Below are 20216 nucleotides of genomic sequence, written 5' to 3'. Positions count from 1 at the left end.
GCGCCGAACGGTCATGGGGCGGCGGTCGCGATGGTTGCGCCACGCGGTCTTTTCATTGTCTCGAATCGGTTGGGGTCAGTCATGCTGACCTGGGGATACGACGCGCTCCCAGTCCGGATTGCCCCAGCCTGGCGGCTGTGGCATGTTGAATCCATGAACGACATCACGCAGTGGTTGCATGCTGCCCGATCTGGCGATTCGGATGCCAAAGACCGGCTGTTCGCACAGCTTTATGCCGAATTGAAGCAACTTGCGGCGATGCAGGTGGCGCGTGGCCAGAGTGGGGGGCTAGGCGACACCTCGCTGGTGCATGAAACCTATCTTCGGCTGTCTCGAAACGGCCAATGGACGGTCGAGGACCACCAGCACTTCTGCTCGCTTGCGGCGCGGGTCATGCGGCAGATCGCAATTGATGATGCCCGCGAGGCGCAAGCGGGCAAGCGTGGTGGCGGTTTCCATCGGACCACATTCTCGGCCGCCGACGCGCTTGCTGGACCCGCGGATGCGTCAGATGATGTGTTGGCCGTCAATGCGGCCCTGGAGGCGCTCGAACATGCAGCTCCGGAATTGGCAACACTGGTCGAACTGCGCTTCTTTGCTGGCTTGAGTCTTGAAGCGGCCAGCGACACGCTGGGGCAGAGCCTCAGCACCACAAAACGCGATTGGCGGAAAGCCCGTGCGTTCCTGTTGAGCCGCTTGGCCCCGGAGGGCTCGACATGACGGTGATGGCACGGGCGCTTGCGATGTTTGACGACTTCGTCGACTTGCCAACGACTGAGCGTCAACAGGCACTCGCCGCACTGCGGGATCAGGACCCGGCGTTGCATCGCGAATTGGCGCGCCTCTTGGTATACGCCGACACGAGCTCGGGCATTCTCGACCGCGGGTTTGTCGCCACACCACCACAGACGCCGGACGCGCTGCGGGCCCGCGCGACTCAGGCCGGTGACTGCATCGGCGGCTTTACCCTGCGATCGTTGCTCGGCCGCGGCGGTATGGGTGAGGTGTGGCTGGCGGAGCGCTCACACGATGGTTTTCGCCAACGGGTTGCACTGAAGCTTTTGCATATTGGGCTGACACATCCCGACCTGAAGAGACGGTTTCAGCAAGAGTGCCGGATTCTGGCGCAGCTGTCGCATCCACGCATTGCCGCGTTCATCGATGGTGGCATCAGTGCTGACGGACGGCCCTGGTATGCCATGGCCTTCGTTGAAGGTGAGCCGCTGAACGACTATGTCGCCCGAGTCCAACCCGATGTCCGGGCACGTGTACGCCTGTTGCTGGAAGCAAGCGAGGCCCTCTCGCACGCGCAAGCCCAACTCATCGTGCATCGCGACTTGAAGCCATCCAATATTCTGGTTGATGCCACCGGCCACGCGCATTTGCTCGATTTCGGGATCGCCAAATTGCTCGACGCAGAAGATCCAGATGAGCACGAAACGGCGACTGGGCTCAGAGCCTTGTCGCCAGCGTATGCGGCACCGGAGCAGGTATTCGGGCAACGGATCGGTACGGCAACCGATGTCTATGCATTGGGCCTTGTCCTGTTCGAACTCTTGAGCGGCCAATTGCCGCATCAGCGGCGCGGTGCGCGTCTGGAAGTACTCGCTGATCTCGTCCGTAGTGAGCAGTTTCCGGCGCCCAGCGCGCTGCTTCGGAAGCAGCCAGGCCAGCTCACGGCAACAATCAACGGTGCGATTGACCATGACCTCGACATCATCGCGCTGAAGGCCACGCAGTCAGAGCCGGAGCGCCGCTACCCCAATGCGCAGTCTTTTACGGAAGATCTGCAGCGCTGGCTGGACGGTCGACCGATTCGCGCGCAGGCTGATACCGCGACGTATCGGCTCCGCAAGTTTGTTGGTCGGCATCGGTTGGCGGTCGGCAGTGCGATGGTGACGGTGCTCGGTTTGATTGTTGGTCTGGCATTGGCGTTGTGGCAGGCGGACGCCGCAAGACAGGCGAGAGCGCATGCTGAGGCTTCCAAACAGCAGGCCGAGCAGGCGTTGACCGTGACGACTGAGGCCGAGGCCCGCACGCAGCGCGTCAAGCAATTCATGATGGATACGTTCATCATGAATGATCCGATGCAAGCGCCGGGCGACCGACCGGCCTCCCTGGCCGATGCATTTGATCAGGCCATGGTGCGCATTGACAGCCTGACTGATGATCCGAAATTGCAGGTGGACCTCTGGGATGATTTTGGCGAGATCCGTGCCGGGCAGGGACGCTTCGCTGACGCCGCGGTGCTGTTTGACAAATCGCTCGCGCAGGCACGACGGATTTACCCCGCGAACCACCCGGTCATTGCGGAAGGCCTGGTGAACCGCGGGGTGGTCGAAAGCTATGCGGGTAATAGTCGCGCCGCGGCGCCTTACATCGAAGAAGCCGTCGCGATTCTCGACGTGCCGGGTGCGAAGCAAGACCAGGATTTGAGCAATGCGCTGCAAGCCTTGGCCGGCGTGCGTGAAGCGGAGGGCAGGCGGGCGGATTCTTTAGCAATCATGGGCCGAGTGGTCGCACTCACCAAGCGGATGCAACCCGTCAATGAGTTGGATCTTGGCGTGGCGTTGTTCAACTACGCGACGGCGCTCCACAACGCCAGCCGGATTGACGAAGCTGAGCCAATCGCCAACGAGGCCATTACCGTGACCCGGCGCGCCATGGGCGATCAGGCGCCGAACCTGATCCTGATGTTGAGCCTCAAGGCGTTGATCGACTACCGCCGTGGCCGACTTGACGACGCTGTTCGCACCAATGAAGAGAAGCTCGCGATCGCCCGAAAGAATTTTCCTGCGGCACACCCCTGGACCGCTGACGCGTTGGTCGACGTGGGCTTCGATCGTGTCGAGGCCGGCGATACGACGCGCGGCATTGCCGATCTGGATGCGGCCATCGCGATGTACGACGAGTTGGGGAGTCCTCTTGTGCTGCATCCGCTTCGAATGCGCGCGCTGGCCACGCTTTGGGAATTCGGACCCAAGGCCGCGCGACCCTTCCTGGATCGCGGCGCCGCGATTTGCACGGAGCAAGCGATCACCCATTTGCAATGCGACATCATCCGGGCGAATCGAGCCGGGGTGATGGCCATGCTGGGCGACGGCGAGGCGGCGTTGGTCGAGGCCGATCTCGCCTTGGCTGGCCTGGCCGAACGTGGCGCCAGTGAGCAGGCCGAACAGGCGCAAGGTTTGGAAGGACGGGCGCGAGCACTGACGGCATTGGGTCGCCATGCCGAGGCGGTGGCAACTCAGCAGCAAGCGCTGACCGTGATTTCGAAGTGGTATCCGGAAGGCCATCCAGAGCGGAAACGGGTGCAGAAGAACCTGGAGCGGATCAAGCAGGCCCGTGAGGCGAAATAGCCGAAGCCCTACAGGCGTTACCCCGCCTTGGTCGGCTACTCAAGCATCATTCGAACAATTGCTCGCGGCAGCGTTGCTGATTCAGTGACGTGCTTATCTTCGGAAGCACCAGTGCCACGGTTCGTACATCACACCATGCGGATTGTGCTCCGGAAAGCTCAGGTGGAAGCCGAAGTGGTGAGCGTGCTGCTGCAACCAGCGGAATGCTGGCGTGTCGGCAAAGGCGGGTTCGGCCGGACCAATGCCAGGGGTGCTGATGTCGATGGCGCGACCACTGTGGTGCTCACTATAGCCGGGCGGCACATTGACGCTGAGAATGTCAGCGGTGCTTTGGCCGCGCGCGCGCTTCCTTGTCCAGATGTCGGCCTGGTACTCGATACTGCGAAATGCCGAGACCACGTCGAGTTGAATGCCCTGTTCCAAGGCGGCTCGTTGCATCGCGAGCCAGCTGATGCGCGTATTGAACTCCAGCCAGATCGAGCGGCCGACGCAGTCGCGGCCGGCGTAATGCAGGTGCAGGGGCTCAGGAATCGGCTGCAGTTGATGCCGAGTCGCATAGTCACTCGGAATCGAGAACTGCTCAGACCAGTAAGCGATCCGTCGCCGGCTCTGCGCCTGCTGTGCTTTAGCATGAGCATCACCGGCTCGGGCTTTGAGCAGCAAAGCAGCTTCGCGAATCAGGGGATCGGGATACGGCATGTCGGGCATCGGGTAGAAGCGGCCCGTTGCGGCACGCCCGCGTCCGGATGCCGGCGCATGCTGCAGCACTCCGATCAGTGTGCGTGCGACTTTGTGTTCGACCAGATACCAAAGCCCGGCACGGCATCGGGGTTGTCCGCGACTCCGGATGCGCGCGGCCCGCAATGCCTGTTCGCGCAGCTCATGGTCACGGCGCGTGATAACCGGTCGCAGGGTCCATTCGGCGCTGTTGATCAGCGCCGGAACGGGTAGATGACGGAAGCCAGCCGACACGCGTCAGGTGGGCTGCGCGGCGTCCGTGAAATTGCCGCCTTCGGCCGACGAGCTCGGTTTCTCCGGCTTGTCGCCCCAGCTCTTCGGTGCGCCGGGCTTCTTGCCTGCCATGATCTCGTCGATTTGCTCGCTATCAATAGTTTCCCATTGCAGCAGCGCTTCGGCCATCAGATGCATCTTGTCCAGGTTGGCTTTGAGCAGTTCGGTCGCCTTGTTGTAAGACGCGTCGATGATCTTGCGGACTTCGACGTCGATACGGGTGGCGGTGGTGCCAGATACGGCTTTGTGCTGCGTCACCGAGCGGCCAAGAAACACTTCCTCTTCTTCGTCCGCATAGGCCATCGGGCCCATCTCGGCCGACAAGCCGTACTTGGTGACCATCGCACGTGCCAACTGTGTCGCACGTTGGATGTCGTTCGATGCCCCCGTGGTCACATGCTCGGTGCCAAAGATCAGTTCCTCGGCAATGCGGCCGCCGTAAAGCGTCGCGAGGCGGCACTCCAGCAGTTGCTTCGACTGGCTGTACCGGTCTTCCTCCGGTAGGAACATCGTGACGCCGAGTGCGCGACCGCGCGGAATGATCGACACCTTGTAGACCGGATCATGCTCCGGCACCAGGCGCCCCACAATGGCGTGACCCGCCTCGTGATAAGCCGTGAGCTTCTTCTCCTGGTCACTCATGACCATCGACTTGCGCTCGGTGCCCATCAGGATCTTGTCCTTGGCGCGCTCGAAATGCTCCATACGAACATTCTTCGAGTTCGCGCGGGCTGCAAACAGCGCGGCTTCGTTGACCAAGTTGGCCAAATCGGCGCCCGAGAATCCCGGCGTGCCACGGGCGATGCGGGAGGGTTCGACATCGTCACCCAGCGGCACTTTGCGCATGTGGACTTTCAGGATCTGTTCGCGGCCACGGAGATCCGGCAATGGCACCACGACCTGACGGTCAAAGCGGCCAGGGCGTAGCAGCGCCGGGTCGAGCACGTCCGGACGATTGGTTGCCGCAATGACAATGATGCCTTCGTTGCCTTCGAAGCCGTCCATTTCAACCAGCAGCTGATTCAAGGTCTGCTCGCGCTCGTCATGACCACCGCCGAGACCGGCGCCGCGATGGCGGCCGACCGCGTCGATTTCGTCGATGAAGATGATGCACGGCGCGTGGCGCTTGGCCTGCTCGAACATGTCGCGGACTCGGCTCGCGCCGACACCGACAAACATTTCGACGAAATCGGAACCCGAGATCGTGAAGAACGGCACCTTGGCCTCGCCCGCAATAGCCTTCGCGAGCAGCGTTTTACCGGTACCCGGCGAGCCCACCATCAGCACGCCGCGCGGAATACGGCCGCCAAGCTTCTGGAATTTGCCCGGATCGCGCAGGAATTCGACGAGTTCCTGCACTTCATCCTTGGCTTCATCAACACCGGCGACGTCGGCAAACGTGATCTTGACCTGGTCCTCGCCCTGCAAACGGGCGCGTGAGCGGCCAAAATTCATCGCGCCGCGACCACCGGCACCCGCCTGCATCTGGCGCATGAAGTAGATCAACACGCCAATGAACAGCAGGAAGGGCAGCGCGCTGATCAGGAAGTTGACCAGCAGGCTTTCCTTCGGCGCCGGCTTCTGAATCATCTCGACTTTGGACTTATTCAGATCGTCGATCAGGCGCAGGTCCAGATCCGGGCGTTGGGTGATGAATTTCTCACCACTCTTCATTTCGCCACGGATTTCCCGGCCGTCGACCTGGAATTCAACCTTGGCCACGCGTTGTTCGTGGACCTGATCCAGGAAACGCGAGTACGGCATTTCCGTGGCGCCGCCATTGCCCGGCGCAAAGCTCTGAAACACAGCCACCAGCACCAGGGCGATGACCAGCCAGATCAATACATTTTTTGCCCAATCGTTCAACACGCGTCGGTCCTCACTTCTTTTTGAGCCCAAAGCCAGTGGCCAGGGCGTACACCTCCGGGCTCCTTGCCCGCGAGGCCTTTGGCTTGCGCATCGTCACCTTCTGGTAGCGGCTGCGCAAGTCCTTCAAGTACAGATCAAATCCGATTCCCTGGAACAGTTTCACCAGAAAGGTGCCACCGTCGCGCAGGTGTTGATCGGCAAAATCCCGAGCCAGTTCAGCCAGTTCCATGGAACGGATCTGGTCGACCTGACTCACGCCACTCATATTGGGGGCCATATCGGAGAGCACAAGGTCAACTTCTGCGCCGTTGAGCAACTGTTCGAATTGCTTGAGCACGTTTTCTTCACGAAAGTCGCCTTTCAGGAAGGTGACCCCGGGAATTTCGTCCATGTCCAGGATGTCGAGCGCGAAGACGCTGCCCCGACCATGGAGCGAGCGCTTGGCCATTTGCGACCAGCCGCCCGGGGCGGCACCCAGGTCGACGACGGTCATCCCCGGCTTGATCAGGTGATCGCGCTCCATCAGCTCTTCGAGTTTGTAGGCCGCGCGCGAGCGCAAGCCCTCACTCTGGGCCTTTTTGACAAAGGGGTCGGAGAAGTGTTCCTGCAGCCATCGATGGCTGGATTTGCTTCGTGTCACAGCGTTGCTTCATGCGGGTTCAGGTGCGCATGATACCCTTTCTGCCCGAAAAGCCTCTGTCAACGAGCTCTCATGTCGCTGAATTCTGCCCAAATCCGATACTTGCGTGGCCTGGCCCACTCCCTGAAGCCAGTGGTCATGCTGGGTGCCCAGGGTTTGACCGATGCCGTGGTGGCTGCTCTCGAAGAGGCTCTGGCTCAGCATGAGCTGATCAAACTCAAGACCGCGGGCGAAGACCGTGCTGAGCGGGACGCAGCCGTTGCGGCGCTGGTCGAACGCACCGGCGCGGAGCTCGTGCAGCGCATTGGGCATGTTGCTGTGCTGTTCAAGCGCGCCAAAGAACCGAAGCTGGATGTGCCCGGCCTGCCGAAGCCGGCGCCCAAGCAGGCCGAACGCCCAACCGCCAGGCCCGAGCGGGCCAATGCCCGCCGTACGTTTGCCCGTGACGACGAGGCCCCACGTGGTCGCCGCAGCTTTGCCCGTGACGACGAAGCCCCGCGCGGTCGCCGCAGTGTTGCCCGTGACGACGAGGCGCCGCGTGACCGCCGTGCTCCGAGCAAGGGTCGGGTTTATGGCAAGCCGAAAGCCGCCAACTTCGGCGCTGCCAGTAAGAGCCGCGATGGTCAGGGCCCGAAACGGCCGACCAAGGTCTTTGGCCGAGCCAAGAATCTGACCACGCGCCGTGGCGGCAATCGCTCGGACTAAGCCCGCATGCAGCTCCATCTGCAGCAGTCCGCGCACCAGCACTTGGTGCAAAAAGTCGAAGCCACGCAGATCCGACTCAACTCGGGCCTGCAAACCGCGTCGTTCTGGCTCTGCCCGAACCGCGGGCCGAAGCCATTTGTGTTGTCTGGCCTTTCCGATTTGACCGTCGAGTTGCTTGATCCCGTGCTCGCCGACCAGCCCGACATTTTGCTGCTCGGCACAGGGGAACGTCTCCGCTTTCCGAGTGCCGAGTTGCGTGCCCGGATTCTCGCCAAACGCGTGGGTTTGGAAGTCATGGACAACGCGGCGGCAGCGCGCACGTTCAATGTGCTGGTGGGTGAGCATCGCCATGTCCAAGCCATTTTCTTGCTCGGAGTGCTGGCATGAGTCACGTCGACAAACGTTGGGACGTGGTGGTGCGTGGCTGTCATTGGGCGATGGTCCTGCTGGTCGTCCTGATGTTTGCGACCGGGCAGTTCGGCTGGCTCGATATCGACTGGCACGCTTACTTCGGTTACACCCTGCTCGCGGTGCTCGCGCTACGCCTTTCTTGGGGCTTCATCGGGCCGCCCAGCGCGCGATTTGGCAGCAGCCTGTTTGGACCATCGGCCTTGCTCGACTACCTCCGGCATTTCCGCCAGCGCAAGGCGGGCAGCTATGTGGCCCACAACCCGCTCGGGGCGCTCGCTGTGTTTGCGCTCTGGGGCGTACTGCTGGTGCAGGGCGTCACGGGGCTGTTCAGTTCAGACGACATCATGTTCGACGGGCCGCTGCTGCAATATCTCCCGGGTTGGGAGTCGTTTGCCACCGGGCTGCACCATCAGCTGAAAATCGTCCTGATGGTGCTGGTCGCGCTGCATTTACTCGCGATCACCACGTATTGGTTCGTCAAGCGGGAGAACCTGGTTGGTCCGATGCTCCATGGTCGGGCCGAAACCGCCCCAGTGGTGCCTCCAGCCCCCACGCCAACACCCGACGCAGGCCAACTCGATTGATCGATCGGCTCGCGAGCGATTGAGCGCGGATCAGGGCTTACGCCTTGTTCCCGATCGCGGTTTGCCGCACCATGACGCTTTGCACAGGGCGTTGCCACGCTGACGGCGGCGACCGACCCTGAGCGGTCCCCGCACGAGTGCTCGCCATGATTCGAATCGTCGTTCTGCTTGGTCTGGTATTGCTCATCGCATGGCTGCTGCGCCAGATCTGGCGGATGTTGGCCCGTTCCGAAGCGGATGGGGCGACTGCGTTGCCGCGATTCGGCGGCCGCGTTCCGGGGTTGTTGTTCCTCGCAAACGGCAAGTTGTACCGGCGCACCGAAGACCAGCCGATTGAGGAAGTGGTCAGCCCGTTTCTGGAAGACATCGAGCGTCGTCAGGAGCGCCATCAGGAATTGCATGCCTGGAAGCAAGGGACCGCGTTTGCAACGGCATTTGCGGCGCGGCGTCAGATTGGGACTGGGGAGCGAGACCTGCGGTTTGCCGCTGCAGTGTTCCGCGACGCCGATCATCTGCTTTATTTCCTGAGTGACCAGGGCGCGGGTGGGCTGTTTGAGCTGAACGTGCGGACTGGCGAAGAGCGGCGGCTGCTGCATCGTCAGAACCTGAGTCTGGAGGGCCTTCGGCTCAGCAACGATGGGCGCGAGTTGTACGCCGCGAGAAGCGCTCCGAATGGCGTTGCCAACATTTGCGTGCTGAACCTCGAAACGTTGGAGATTCGCGATCTCAGTACCGGCGACACCTCGGATCGATTTCCCTGCGACGTGCCCGGGCAGCCCGGTGCCGTCGTGTTCCAGTCATCAGGCTTGGGACGGGGCCCGGAAGGCGGTTTTCTGTATGGGCCCGCGTCGTTGCAATGGATTGTCCCGGGTCGGCGCGAGTTGGAGACGATCATCGAGGATCCGGCCTTTGACTACTTGCAGCCGCGCGTCGCGCCGAACGGGAACCTCTTGTACCTGCGGCGGCCGTACGAGGGGGCGGGCTACGGCCACGGTCAGGCAACGCTCGATGTGCTGCTGTTGCCGTTTCGGCTATTGCGGGCGCTGTTTCATTACCTCAACTTTTTCTCGTTGATGTACACGCGAAAGCCGTTGACGAGTGCGTCCGGCCAGCCCTTTAACGAAGATGCGAAAGCGCTGATTGTGCAGGGCCGGCGCTTGGACGCGGAAGCGGCACTCAAATCGGGTCGCCAGGTGTTGGGGGTGCCATCGCTCGTGCCCGCCAGCTGGCAGTTGTTTGCGCGCGATCCGCAAGGTGGCACGCAAGTGCTCGCGCGGCATGTGGTGGCGTTCGATGTGGCTGCCGATGGCACCGTGCTTTACAGCAACGGTTTTGCGGTTTTCGCGATGCAACCCGGGCAAGCCCCGATCCTGGTGCTGCGCGATCGTCTGATCGGTGAGTTGGCAGTGCAGCCGCAGGCATCGGCCAAAGTCCCTACAGGTTAAGACCAGAAGGTGCCGAGCCACGCCCATAGTTGTTCGGCCCAGATCACCATCTGGCCACCGAAGAACACCAGTCCGATGCAAAGCGCAACCGTCAGTACCCAGAGTACCGCCATCCAACGGCCATCCTTCTCGGTGGTCGCGATGCCGTAGCCAACGAGCAACGACGCGAACGGGATATTCGTGAATGGGACCGGGGACGCCAGCGCCAACCCGACCATCGCCGCCATGAAGCCATGAAACCGCATGCCGGTGGGCCCGGTCAGCGCCAGCCAACTCGGGTGACAGAGGCGCTCTAAGCGGTGCAGCCACGGATCGATTCGGGACAGAAACTTGCGGACGCTGGCGCGATTGAACTCGGCCCGACGTACGCGCTGCGGGAGCCATGGGTACGGCGCACCCCAGGCCATCTGCGCGCCGACGATCGCAGCCAACGGGCCAAAGAGCCAGCCAACCCCGACGGGCGAGGGGATCAATGTCGGCAATGCCACCAGAATGTAAAGCGCGCCGAACCCGCGTTCGCGGATCGAGTCGACCAGTTCGCCGAACTGAATCGTGGGGCGTTCGTCGGCTGCCAGCGTTTCGTGGAAGATGTCTGAAACCCGTTTGCGGGTCGGTCCTTCCGGCGGCAGCTCGTCGGCCATCAGCCAACCTCACGCGGGGCGAGCGCAATTACCAGGACCTTGTCGATCCGGGCGCCGTCGAGGTCGATCACTTCAAAGCGGAATGCCGCATGTTCGAAGCTTTCGCCCACGCTTGGGATGCGGGCGAAGTGGGCCATGATCATGCCCGCAACGGTCCGATATTCCTCGTCCTCATTGGGCAGGTCGGCAAGACCCAAGTGTTCGCGCAAATCCTCGACCGACAACGCGCCGTCAATGAGCCAGCTGCCGTCCGCACGTTGCACAATCGGATGCTCGCCGGCCTCCAGCGCATGGGTCAATCGCCCGAATACCGCCGTAATGACGTCGCTCAGGGTGATCATGCCCTTGATTTCGCCGTACTCGTCGACGACAAACGCGAAGGCCACTTCGGCATCGCGAAATTGTTCGAGCAGTGCCAACGCCTTGGCCGATTCGGGCACAAACAGCGGCGGCGACACTGACTTGAACAGGTCTGGCTTCTTGCCGGAGGTCATTTCGGCGAGCAGGTCTTTCGTCTGCACCACACCAACGACGTCTTGATCGGAAGCGCGAAACACGGGATAGCGGGAGTAGGGATGCTCGTGCAGCACGCTGAGGTTGTCGGCCAAAGACGCCGCTGCATCGAGCCAGACCATTCGTGGTCGGGGCGTCATCAGACTGTCGACGGTGCGGTCGCCCAGGTTCAGAACCCGGTTGACCATGTTGCGTTCGTCGCGGTCGATCACCCCTTGCTCGTGGCTTTCGGCCACCAACAGCTTGATCTCTTCTTCGGTAACGTCCGAATCGCTGTCCGATGGCTTCGGAAACAGTTTCAAGAGTGATTCGGTCATCCAGGCCAAGCCGATGACTACGGGCTTGGCGACTGCGCTCAGAAAGCGCATCGGAATCGCAACGGCGACGGCAACTTTTTCGGGACGCAAGATCGCGAGGCGCTTGGGTACTAGCTCGCCGAGCACAACCGAAAACACGAGAATCAGGCCGACACTGATGGCAACCGACGTCCCTTCGGCATAGGGGGCGATCAGCGGATATTGCAGCAGTTTTTGCTGCATCACGCCGGCGATGGCGTCGCCGCCAAAAAATGTGGTCAGGATGCTGATCAGGGTGATCCAGACCTGAATCGACGACAAAAAGCGTTCGGGCTGCTCAGAGAGCTCCAGCGCCACGCGGGCGCGCTTGCTCGTCAGCGCCTGTTGTTTGAGCTTGGTCTTCCGGGCCGTGACCACGGACATCTCCGACAGGGCGAAGAATCCGTTGAACAAGATCAGGACGAAGACAACAGCGATTTCCAAAGACATGGTCGGGAGTCTAGCAGGCTCGTTCGGCGGGCCCGCGTGGTTCAACAACGATTGCAGTGTCCGAGTTAGCCGGCAACACGTAGGTCGGCAACACGGTGGTCAGCTGGTCAGTCTAATCGTGCTAAGCGAAACGGGGATGACAGTGGTCGGCCAATGTTGCCGAACGGGTAAGTTTGGGGCTCATAGGGCTGTTTCAAGTTTGGCGAACCGCGTCGACGAAGGCGCGCATCCGGACCGGATCCTTGATGCCGGGTGCCTGTTCGATCCCGGAGGCGACATCGACGGCCCAGGGTCTGAGTTGCTGGATCGCACCAGCGACTGTTTCGGGCTTCAGTCCGCCGGCCAGCACGTAGGGCGCCGCCATCCCGTGCAGGCGGGACCAATCGAACGCGACCCCACGGCCTCCCTGCGACTGCTGACCATGGCTGTCGAACAGCCAGCGCTCGGCACCGTGATAGCGGTCCAGGTAACCCTGAACGGCCTGCGCATCGGACAATGCACCCATCGGGACAGCCTTCCACCACGGGAGTCCGATTTGGGCACACAGCGCCGGGTCTTCATCACCGTGAAACTGCAGGAGATCGGGTTTGATCGCGTCCGACCACTCCAGCAGTTCGCAACTGCTGGCATTGCGCGTCAGCAAGACCACCCGAGCCTGTTGGCCGATGTGCTGGCGCAGTTGCCGGGCCCGGGCCCAATCGAGGCCACGGGGGCTCTCCCGGACCAGAATCAAGCCAAGATAGTCGACCCGAAGTTCGAGCGCGGCGTCGATGTCGACTTCTCGCGTGAAGCCGCAAAATTTGATTCTGGGGCTCATGCGGGCAGCGTCAGAAAGTCGGGCAGGCCCCATTCGACCGGGTAGAGCGGGCCCAGAAAACAGAGCCCATTGGCTTCGGCCGTAACGCCTGCCTTGGTCCGATCGCGGCTTTCCAGCACCTGTTTCAGCCAGGCTGCATCGCGCTCACCGCGGCCGATCGGCAACAGGCTGCCTACGATGTTACGGACCATGTGATGCAGAAATGCGTTTGCCTGGATGTCCATATGAATCCGGTCGCCGTCACGGCTGAAGCGGATCTCGTGAATGGTCCGAACCGGGCTCTTGGCCTGACACGCGACTGTGCGCAGCGCACTGAAATCATGGGTGCCAACCAACACCTGCGCCGCACGTTCCATCGCTTCATGATCGATTGGCTCGCGTACCCATGACAGGAGGCGACGCCCGATTGCCGGGCGGGTCGGGCGATTCGCGATGGTGTAGCGATAGCGCCGGGCTCGCGCCGAAAATCGGGCGTGGAATTCGGCCGCCACGGGTTGCACGAAATGAATGACAACCGTATCGGGCAGCAGAGAATTGCCGCCTAGCATCCAGGCGCGTGCGCTGCGAACCGCATCGGTATCAAAGTGCACGATCTGGCACCGGGCATGCACGCCCGCATCAGTCCGCCCGGAGCAGACGACTTCGACCGGATGATTGGCGACCTTGCTCACGGCTGCCTCGACGCAGGCCTGCACGCTTGGTGCGTTCAGCTGCGTTTGCCAGCCCTGGAAGGCTGAGCCGTCATATTCAATGCCAAGAGCGATGCGCACGGAACGGTTTCAGGAATTGGGCCGGTAATGATGGCAGATGCGACTGTTAGCACCAAAGGGGACTGAGCTAGCGGGCGGCGAGAGGCCCTTTCGCTTCGGTTAGTAGCGCGACAGCTGTCCAGTGATAGCAACGGATTCTGCTGTCGCCAAGGTGTCGCAAGTTGCCCTCTCCCCAGCCCTCTCCCACTCGCGTGGGAGAGGGAGCACTCCCTCCCCGCGAGCGCGGGGGAGTGGCCGGGAGGGGGGTGCTTGCGACCGGAATCGTCGCCACACCCAAATCTATTACATTGAAAAAACAATAGGTTATGGCGGGTTTGGTGAGAGTCGGCATTCGCCGGGCAATCGAACTCGCCTCGGCCGTCGCGCCGGAGTCACGCGCCAAAAGAAAAAGGGCTGGCAGATGCCAGCCCAGTTTCCAACCAAGACGGTTGAATGGCGTTGTACGTCAGGACTTAACGAATCTCAGCGAGCAACTTGCGCGCTTCGTCCTTCTGCTTGTCGTTACCTTCGGTCATGACCTCATCGAGCATGCTCTTGGCACCATCGCTGTCGCCCATGTCGAGATAGGCGCGGGCCAGATCGAGCTTGGTCGCCACCGCATCGTCGCCGAGGAAATCGTCGGTCATCCGCGGCATTTCGATGGTCGCTTCGGGCGGCGCCGTGCGGGTTGTTTCGAGTGTGAAATTGGGCAGTTCCAGCGAGGGTACTTCCACCGGTTTGGTCTCCGTGAGCTTGTCCAGATCGAAGTCGAGTTCTTCCTTGATGACCGGCGCGTGCTTCGCATCGAGCAGGTTGAAGTCGAAGGTGTCGGTGGCGGGGACCTTGGGCGGTGCAACGGCTGGCGTTGGCGGCGAAATGTCGAAACCGAACTGATCGCGCTGCGGTGTGGCGGTCGGTGTGCTGGGACGCGGCGGCTCGTCGAAGTTCGGTAGTCCGAAGGGGTCGTGCTCCGAACTCGAGAAATCCGGGCTCGAACCACCGTGATGGTCTTCGGCAAACAGCGGGTGGCTTGGGCACAGGTCGCGACCCATCAGCACGGCACCTTGCCACTCCGGCACATCGGTGCTCGGAATTTGCGCATACATCGCCTCGGCCTGCGCTTCGAACTTGTCGACGTTGCGCGAGGTGTAGTAGTGCTCAAGCAAACTCAGGTGGGCGTTGAGATCGGTCGGGTCGCGTGACAGTTCGGCCAGCATGCGACCTTCTTCGGGATCGCCCGAATGGCTCGCCGCGGTGGCACCACCGGCGACGCCGCCAGCAAACGCGTCCGACAGCGGGCTCCGAGCCAGCGAACTCTGCGCCGGCGCAGACTTTCCAGCCGCAGGGGCTTTCTTGCGACGGGTGAGTCCGAAAATGGCCAGGCCGGCGATCAGTAGCGCACCCAGCGCTCCGGCGCCCCACACCATCGGGTTCATGTAGAACGGCTGCGGCGGACGCTCCTCTGCGGCTGCTGGCGTCGGGTCGGCCGACTCTTCGGGCAGCGGTACAGGCGTCGGCTCGGTGCCGGCGTCGGTGGTTTCCGGCTCCGTTTCGCCGCTGGTATCGGTGCCGGTTTCAGTACCGGTGTCGCTACCGTCAGCAGGCGTCGCCGTGATGGGCTCCGCTTCCGTGCTCGTGTCGGTTGCCGTGTCGCCGTTGGCGCTGGCATCGGTTGCTACGGGCTCCGCAGTGATGGTTTCGGGCTCGGTCGCGGTGGTTGGCGTTGGTTCCGGCGTGGTCGTGACCGGCGCGGTCGCGCTGTCACGAGCCGTCTGTTCGGCGGTTTCGCGTGCCGCTTCAGCTTTTTTGAGTTGGTCTTGCAGGGCTTTGATCTGGGAATTCTGAACAGTGATCAGACGCTGACTCTTGTCCTGCATCTGTTCAAGCTCTTTGACCCGGGCGTCCAATTCTTGATTGTCCCGGGACTTGCTGGCCAGTTCTTCCTTCGTGCGGGTCAGCTCCTGGCGAACCGCCTGGGCCTCACCGGTGCCGCCGCTCACGCCCTGGCGGTCACTGCTGCTGCGATCGCCAGAGGCCGGCGGCACCAGTTCGACCCGCGAGCCCGCGCTGCTGCGCGAGCCGCTGCTGTTGCTGGTGCTGCGGTTGCTCGAATCGGCATCGGCCACCAGCGACGTTTGCGTGCTGGCGATCCAGGTCTGGTTCTGGCTCAGAATTTCAGCGGCGGCTTCCGAAACCGACGTCGCCACCAATTCGTCCGAACCCGGAATACGCAAGACTGCGCCGCGCTTCAGCGCGTTCACGTTGTCCCGGTAGAACGCTTCTGGGTTGGCGCGCAACAGGGCGAGCATCATCTGGTTGATGGTGACCGCGTCGCCCGGACGGGTCGTACTGGCAATTTCCCAAAGCGTCTCGCCTGCTGCAATGGGGCCATACTCGCTCGAGGCAGACGCCGACGGTGTTGGGCTCGGTTCAACCGGAGCCGGCTCGACCGGTGGCGGCTCGGTTGGCGCGGTTTCGACCGGCATCGTCTCGCTAGGCGGGACTTCGGCGATCGGCTCAGGTGCCGTTTCAACCGGGGCGGGCGTTGGTTCCACCGGCTCCGGAACCGGCGCGGGTTCTGGTTCGGCTGCTGTTTCTGGGGCGATGGTCTCCGGCTCGGCGACCGGCGCTTCAGTAATCGGTGTTGCAGCGGGTTGCGCTGTGGATGGTACCGATGGGGCGGTCGGCTCGATCGTGGCTGCCGGTGATGTGATCGGCGGCTCCAGGAGCACCGAGTATTCCCGCAGCAAGCGGCCGTTCGCCCAGTTCACTTCGACGAGGAACGTCACGAACGGTTCGCGGATCGGCTCAGCTGAGCTGACCTGGATCACCGGTTCGCCGCGGGCGTTCTTGGCCACGTCAAACGTGATCGGAACCGAGATCTCGCCGATGTTGAGACCCACACGTGCGAACTCATCCGCCGAGGCCAGTTTGACGGCAAGCGTCTCGGCCTCGGCCGGGCTCGACACATAAACCGGGATTTCAGCAGTAAGCGGTTGATTCAGCTCAGATTTGACGCTGATGCCGCCCAGGCCAAGCGCCATCGCTGCCGGGCTGCCCAGCGCGAGTGCGATTGCCAGTGATAGTCGCAAATTTCGATTCATCGTCCAGCCCCCGAATATCGGTGGTTTGTTCGAGTCGGCAACCACTTGCCGACCTTAGTTAGAAACCAGCTTATAACACGGCCCTAAGTGTAGGGGAAGATTAGGTTTTCACGTAAGCTGACTTTCGTGAACCGGTTCCCTGTTTGCCGGCCGCGGTCGATCATGAAGGCGGGCCGGGTTGAAGGCAAGCCGCATGGCGACCGGGGTCGGCGCTTAAACGTTGCCCTCTTGTCAGCCTTAGGTCATTGATTGAGAAACAAAACCCAACTCGCATGAAGGCGCTTCGCCTGACTTGGTCAGGCGCCCATGCCGCCATTTGGGCCGAATCGGCGAACGGGTCCGCCAGCCAAAAGCCGGCCGGGTCCGCCACATCGGTGCCGTCAGAGGTAGTCGCGAATCAGAATTTCGGCGATCTGAACGGCGTTCAGGGCCGCGCCCTTTCTGATGTTGTCGGAAACGACCCAGAGATCGATCCCGTTCGGATGCGAGATGTCCTGACGGATTCGCCCGACAAACACATCATCTTTGCCAGCGGCATGCGTGACTGGGGTCGGATAGCCGCCTGGTTTGCGCTCGTCGACCACGGTCACGCCCGGTGCCTGCCGCAGCAGTTCGAACACTCGTTCGATGCTGATGGGCGACTTGGTTTCCAAATGCACCGCTTCGGAGTGCCCGTAAAACACGGGCACGCGAACGGCGGTCGGATTCACCTGGATCGACAGGTCTTCGAAGATCTTCTGCGTTTCCCAGACCATCTTCATTTCTTCTTTCGTGTATCCATTTGGTTGGAAGTCGTCGATCTGAGGAATCAGGTTGAACGCAATCTGCGCCTGAAACTTCTTGACGCTGAGTTCCCGGAAATTGAGCATGTCAGCAGTTTGCTTGCCGAGTTCTTCGAGCCCCGATCGACCAGCGCCGGAAACCGACTGATACGTGGCTACATTGATCCGGGTAATGCCCACTTCGCGCTGGATGGGTGCCAACGCCACGAGCATCTGCATGGTGGAGCAATTCGGATTCGCAATGATGCCGCGCTTGGTGTACCCGGCAATCGCGTGCGGGTTTACCTCGCTGACGATCAATGGGATATCGTCGTCGTAGCGAAAATGCGATGTGTTATCGACGACGACGCATCCGGCCGCCGCCGCGCGCGGCGCGTACTTGGCGGACACGCTGCCGCCGGCTGAGAACAACGCAATGTCGGTGCCGGTGAAGTCATAGGTATCGAGATTCTGAACCAGCAGTTGTTTTTCCTTGAACGCCACGCGCGAACCCGCCGAGCGCTCGCTCGCCAGCGGCACCAGCTCCGAAATCGGAAACTGTCGCTCGGCGAGGATGCTGAGCAGGGTGTCGCCCACCGCGCCAGTGGCGCCAACGACTGCGACTTTGTATTGAGCTTTCTGAGCCATCTTGATTCTCTCGTTACGCGTGTAGGGGAGAGTCTGAATCCATTCGTCCTGGACATTCAGGCCCGCCTTGGTTCATTCCTGGTCCGTGCCCGCCGGAATGCGCGGGGCGACAACGCCAACGTCGCCGCATTGCGCCCGATGACGCATGGCTTGATCCATCAGCACCAAGGCCAGCATGGCCTCGGCAATAGGCGTGGCGCGAATGCCGACGCAAGGATCGTGGCGACCCTTCGTGATGACCTCGACCGGCTCGCCCTGGGTATTGACGGTCTGGCCCGGCAGACGCAGGCTGGAGGTGGGCTTGATGGCAATTCGCGTGCGAATCGTCTGGCCGGTGGAAATGCCTCCCAGAATGCCGCCGGCATGATTGCTGAGAAAGCCATCCGGGCGCATCTCATCGCGATGCTCACTGCCTTTCTGCTCGATCGCCGCAAAGCCATCGCCAATCTCGACGCCTTTGACCGCGTTGATGCTCATCATCGCCAGCGCGATCTCGGCATCGAGTTTGCCGTAGATCGGCTCACCCCATCCGGGCGGCACGCCTTCTGCGACCACCGTTACCGCCGCGCCGATCGAATCACCTGATTTGCGCAGCGCGTCCATATAGGCTTCTAACTCGGTAACCATGTCGGGATCGGGCCAGAAGAAGGGGTTGGTCTCGACCACCTGCCAATCGTGCTGTCGTGGCTTAAGCGGACCGAGTTGCGACAGATAGCCGCGCACCGTGATGTTGAATTGCTGCGCGAGCCAGGCTTTGGCAATCACGCCTGCAGCCACGCGCATCGTAGTCTCGCGAGCGCTGGAGCGGCCGCCGCCATTTGGATCGCGAATCCCGTACTTCTGCCAATACGTGTAGTCGGCATGGCCGGGACGAAACTGCGCATCGATGTCGGCGTAGTCTTTGCTGCGCGCATCGGTGTTGCGGATGAGCAACGCGAGCGCCGTGCCCGTGGTCTTACCTTGATAGACCCCGGACAGAATCTCGATCTCGTCCGTTTCGTGACGCTGCGACGTGTGCCGGGATTTACCCGTGGCGCGGCGATCCAAGTCGTGGCGGAACTGCTCCGGCGCAATGGCAATGCCAGGCGGCACGCCATCGATCACACAGCCAATGGCCGGCCCGTGGCTTTCGCCAAAGGTGCTCACTGACAGAATCTTGCCGAAGCGGTTCACACTCACAGACCGCGCTCCTTGGCGACCACGGCGAATTCGTTGTGCCAAGTCAGCAGGTCTACTTTCTCAAGCAGGAAGATGCCCATTTGCCCAACCTTGAATTCAATCCAAATGAAGGGCACCTGCGGGAACAGATTGACCAGCGCGCGCTCGGATTCACCAACTTCGCAAATGAGAAACCCGTCGTCGTTCAGAAAATTCGGCGCATCGCGCAGGATTCGCAGGGCCAGATCGAGTCCGTCCTCACCCGCAATCAAACCGCTCTCCGGCTCATGCCGGTATTCGTCTGGCAAGGCTTCAACTTCTGCGCGCGTGACGTACGGTGGGTTGGTGACGATCAGGTCGTACGTCTCGCCAGTCAGTTCGTTGAACAAATCCGACTTGAGCAAGCGCACACGATCGGCGACCAACAGGCGATCGGCGTTTTCCTGGGCGAGGCCCAGTGCGGCATCGGACAGATCGACCCCGTCCACCAACGCCTCCGGGAGGTAATGAGCGCTCGCAATGGCAATACAGCCGCCACCGGTACAGAGGTCGAGCACGCGGTTCAGTGGTCGGCCGTTGCGCCATGGTTCGAAGCCGGCTTCGATGAGCTCGGCAATGGGTGAGCGTGGCACCAGCGCGCGCTCGTCACACTTGAACGACAGTGCTGCAAACCAGGCCTCGCCAGTGAGGTAGCAGGCAGGTTTGCGTTCGTTGATCCGACGTTCAAACAACGCGAGCACGGCAGCTTTTTCGGCCGCTACGAGACGCGCCTGACCGTAAACCGGATTCAGGTCATGCGGCAGGTGCAGCGCGTGCAACACCAGCTGCGTGGCCTCGTCCAGCGCGTTGTCGTAACCATGGCCAAAGGTCAGGCCGGCTGCGGCAAAACGGCTGGCGCCGTAGCGGATGAAGTCAAGAATGCTGGCAAGTTCGGCGGTCATGGTGGTCGGCCTTCACAGAAAGAGGCCGATTATAGGGTTCTACCCCGTTATACTCAGGGGCTACTCTGACTTTCT

Annotated in this window: 16 protein-coding genes and 1 pseudogene; 6 read left to right on the top strand and 11 right to left on the bottom strand. The window is 61.8% G+C overall.

Annotated features, from left to right (window positions below):
* Positions 1-81 precede the first annotated feature (81 nt).
* The gene (locus C7S18_RS14985) at positions 82-720 is read left to right on the top strand and encodes an ECF-type sigma factor (protein WP_170113283.1); all 639 of its coding nucleotides are present in this window, start codon (positions 82-84) and stop codon (positions 718-720) included.
* Positions 717-3359, top strand: a complete 2643-nt coding sequence (locus C7S18_RS14980) for a serine/threonine-protein kinase (RefSeq protein WP_106892329.1) — start codon at positions 717-719, stop codon at positions 3357-3359. Before C7S18_RS14985 ends, C7S18_RS14980 begins: the two co-directional genes overlap by 4 nt.
* A 93-nt stretch (positions 3360-3452) precedes the next feature.
* On the opposite strand, the gene C7S18_RS14975 is transcribed toward C7S18_RS14980, so the two are convergent.
* The 3 genes from C7S18_RS14975 to rlmE are packed head-to-tail and all read right to left on the bottom strand — an operon-like array spanning position 3453 to position 6879.
* On the bottom strand, positions 3453-4331 hold the full coding sequence (locus tag C7S18_RS14975; protein ID WP_106892328.1) for a M15 family metallopeptidase: 879 nt from the start codon (positions 4329-4331) through the stop codon (positions 3453-3455).
* Between the two features lie 3 nt (positions 4332-4334).
* Positions 4335-6236 (bottom strand): ATP-dependent zinc metalloprotease FtsH, encoded by a 1902-nt coding sequence (gene ftsH, locus C7S18_RS14970; protein WP_106894049.1) that lies wholly within the window; start codon positions 6234-6236, stop codon positions 4335-4337.
* Between the two features lie 13 nt (positions 6237-6249).
* The gene (gene rlmE, locus C7S18_RS14965) at positions 6250-6879 is read right to left on the bottom strand and encodes a 23S rRNA (uridine(2552)-2'-O)-methyltransferase RlmE (RefSeq protein WP_106892327.1); all 630 of its coding nucleotides are present in this window, start codon (positions 6877-6879) and stop codon (positions 6250-6252) included.
* 72 nt (positions 6880-6951) lie between these two features.
* On the opposite strand from rlmE, the pseudogene yhbY reads away from it, so the two are divergent.
* The 4 genes and pseudogenes from yhbY to C7S18_RS14945 all read left to right on the top strand — a co-directional run.
* Positions 6952-7227 (top strand): annotated as a pseudogene (gene yhbY, locus C7S18_RS25040) (ribosome assembly RNA-binding protein YhbY); the annotation flags it as partial.
* Between the two features lie 363 nt (positions 7228-7590).
* The gene (locus tag C7S18_RS14955) at positions 7591-7971 is read left to right on the top strand and encodes an Mth938-like domain-containing protein (RefSeq protein WP_106892325.1); all 381 of its coding nucleotides are present in this window, start codon (positions 7591-7593) and stop codon (positions 7969-7971) included.
* Complete coding sequence (locus C7S18_RS14950; protein ID WP_106892324.1) at positions 7968-8579, top strand: cytochrome b/b6 domain-containing protein; 612 nt, start codon at positions 7968-7970, stop codon at positions 8577-8579. The genes C7S18_RS14955 and C7S18_RS14950 overlap by 4 nt, the downstream gene beginning before the upstream one ends.
* Positions 8580-8725: 146 nt before the next feature.
* Complete coding sequence (locus C7S18_RS14945) at positions 8726-10024, top strand: hypothetical protein (RefSeq protein WP_106892323.1); 1299 nt, start codon at positions 8726-8728, stop codon at positions 10022-10024.
* On the opposite strand, the gene C7S18_RS14940 is transcribed toward C7S18_RS14945, so the two are convergent.
* From C7S18_RS14940 to prmB, 8 genes are all read right to left on the bottom strand, one after another.
* Positions 10021-10665 (bottom strand): exopolysaccharide biosynthesis protein, encoded by a 645-nt coding sequence (locus tag C7S18_RS14940; protein ID WP_106892322.1) that lies wholly within the window; start codon positions 10663-10665, stop codon positions 10021-10023. The genes C7S18_RS14945 and C7S18_RS14940 overlap by 4 nt on opposite strands.
* Positions 10665-11963: a hemolysin family protein gene (locus C7S18_RS14935; RefSeq protein WP_106892321.1), complete on the bottom strand. Its 1299-nt coding sequence runs from the start codon at positions 11961-11963 to the stop codon at positions 10665-10667. Before C7S18_RS14935 ends, C7S18_RS14940 begins: the two co-directional genes overlap by 1 nt.
* 193 nt (positions 11964-12156) lie before the next feature.
* Complete coding sequence (locus C7S18_RS14930; protein ID WP_106892320.1) at positions 12157-12780, bottom strand: phosphoribosylanthranilate isomerase; 624 nt, start codon at positions 12778-12780, stop codon at positions 12157-12159.
* The gene (gene truA / locus C7S18_RS14925) at positions 12777-13550 is read right to left on the bottom strand and encodes a tRNA pseudouridine(38-40) synthase TruA (RefSeq protein ID WP_106892319.1); all 774 of its coding nucleotides are present in this window, start codon (positions 13548-13550) and stop codon (positions 12777-12779) included. The genes C7S18_RS14930 and truA overlap by 4 nt, the downstream gene beginning before the upstream one ends.
* A 452-nt stretch (positions 13551-14002) precedes the next feature.
* Entirely contained in the window at positions 14003-16633 is a 2631-nt protein-coding gene (locus C7S18_RS14920; RefSeq protein ID WP_106892318.1) for a FimV/HubP family polar landmark protein, read from the bottom strand.
* Positions 16634-17013: 380 nt separating this feature from the next.
* A complete protein-coding gene (locus C7S18_RS14915) occupies positions 17014-18042 on the bottom strand; it encodes an aspartate-semialdehyde dehydrogenase (protein WP_106892317.1) in 1029 nt (342 codons plus the stop codon).
* 72 nt (positions 18043-18114) lie between these two features.
* Positions 18115-19221, bottom strand: a complete 1107-nt coding sequence (gene aroC, locus C7S18_RS14910) for a chorismate synthase (RefSeq protein WP_106892316.1) — start codon at positions 19219-19221, stop codon at positions 18115-18117.
* Positions 19218-20141: a 50S ribosomal protein L3 N(5)-glutamine methyltransferase gene (gene prmB, locus C7S18_RS14905; RefSeq protein ID WP_106892315.1), complete on the bottom strand. Its 924-nt coding sequence runs from the start codon at positions 20139-20141 to the stop codon at positions 19218-19220. Before prmB ends, aroC begins: the two co-directional genes overlap by 4 nt.
* Positions 20142-20216: the final 75 nt, after the last annotated feature.

It is taken from the genome of Ahniella affigens, assembly GCF_003015185.1.
GTDB lineage: Bacteria > Pseudomonadota > Gammaproteobacteria > Xanthomonadales > Ahniellaceae > Ahniella > Ahniella affigens.
Note: the sequence above shows the minus strand (reverse complement) of the source record. Positions and strands in the feature narration are given on the sequence as shown.

Bases quoted from the DNA above. Each gene is read 5' to 3' on its own strand.
- C7S18_RS14985 (WP_170113283.1), top strand. From the start codon at position 82: ATGCTGACCTGGGGATACGACGCGCTCCCAGTCCGGATTGCCCCAGCC.
- C7S18_RS14980 (WP_106892329.1), top strand. From the start codon at position 717: ATGACGGTGATGGCACGGGCGCTTGCGATGTTTGACGACTTCGTCGAC.
- C7S18_RS14955 (WP_106892325.1), top strand. From the start codon at position 7,591: ATGCAGCTCCATCTGCAGCAGTCCGCGCACCAGCACTTGGTGCAAAAA.
- C7S18_RS14950 (WP_106892324.1), top strand. From the start codon at position 7,968: ATGAGTCACGTCGACAAACGTTGGGACGTGGTGGTGCGTGGCTGTCAT.
- C7S18_RS14945 (WP_106892323.1), top strand. From the start codon at position 8,726: ATGATTCGAATCGTCGTTCTGCTTGGTCTGGTATTGCTCATCGCATGG.
- C7S18_RS14940 (WP_106892322.1), bottom strand. From the start codon at position 10,665: ATGGCCGACGAGCTGCCGCCGGAAGGACCGACCCGCAAACGGGTTTCA.
- C7S18_RS14935 (WP_106892321.1), bottom strand. From the start codon at position 11,963: ATGTCTTTGGAAATCGCTGTTGTCTTCGTCCTGATCTTGTTCAACGGA.
- C7S18_RS14930 (WP_106892320.1), bottom strand. From the start codon at position 12,780: ATGAGCCCCAGAATCAAATTTTGCGGCTTCACGCGAGAAGTCGACATC.
- C7S18_RS14920 (WP_106892318.1), bottom strand. From the start codon at position 16,633: ATGAATCGAAATTTGCGACTATCACTGGCAATCGCACTCGCGCTGGGC.
- C7S18_RS14915 (WP_106892317.1), bottom strand. From the start codon at position 18,042: ATGGCTCAGAAAGCTCAATACAAAGTCGCAGTCGTTGGCGCCACTGGC.
- prmB (WP_106892315.1), bottom strand. From the start codon at position 20,141: ATGACCGCCGAACTTGCCAGCATTCTTGACTTCATCCGCTACGGCGCC.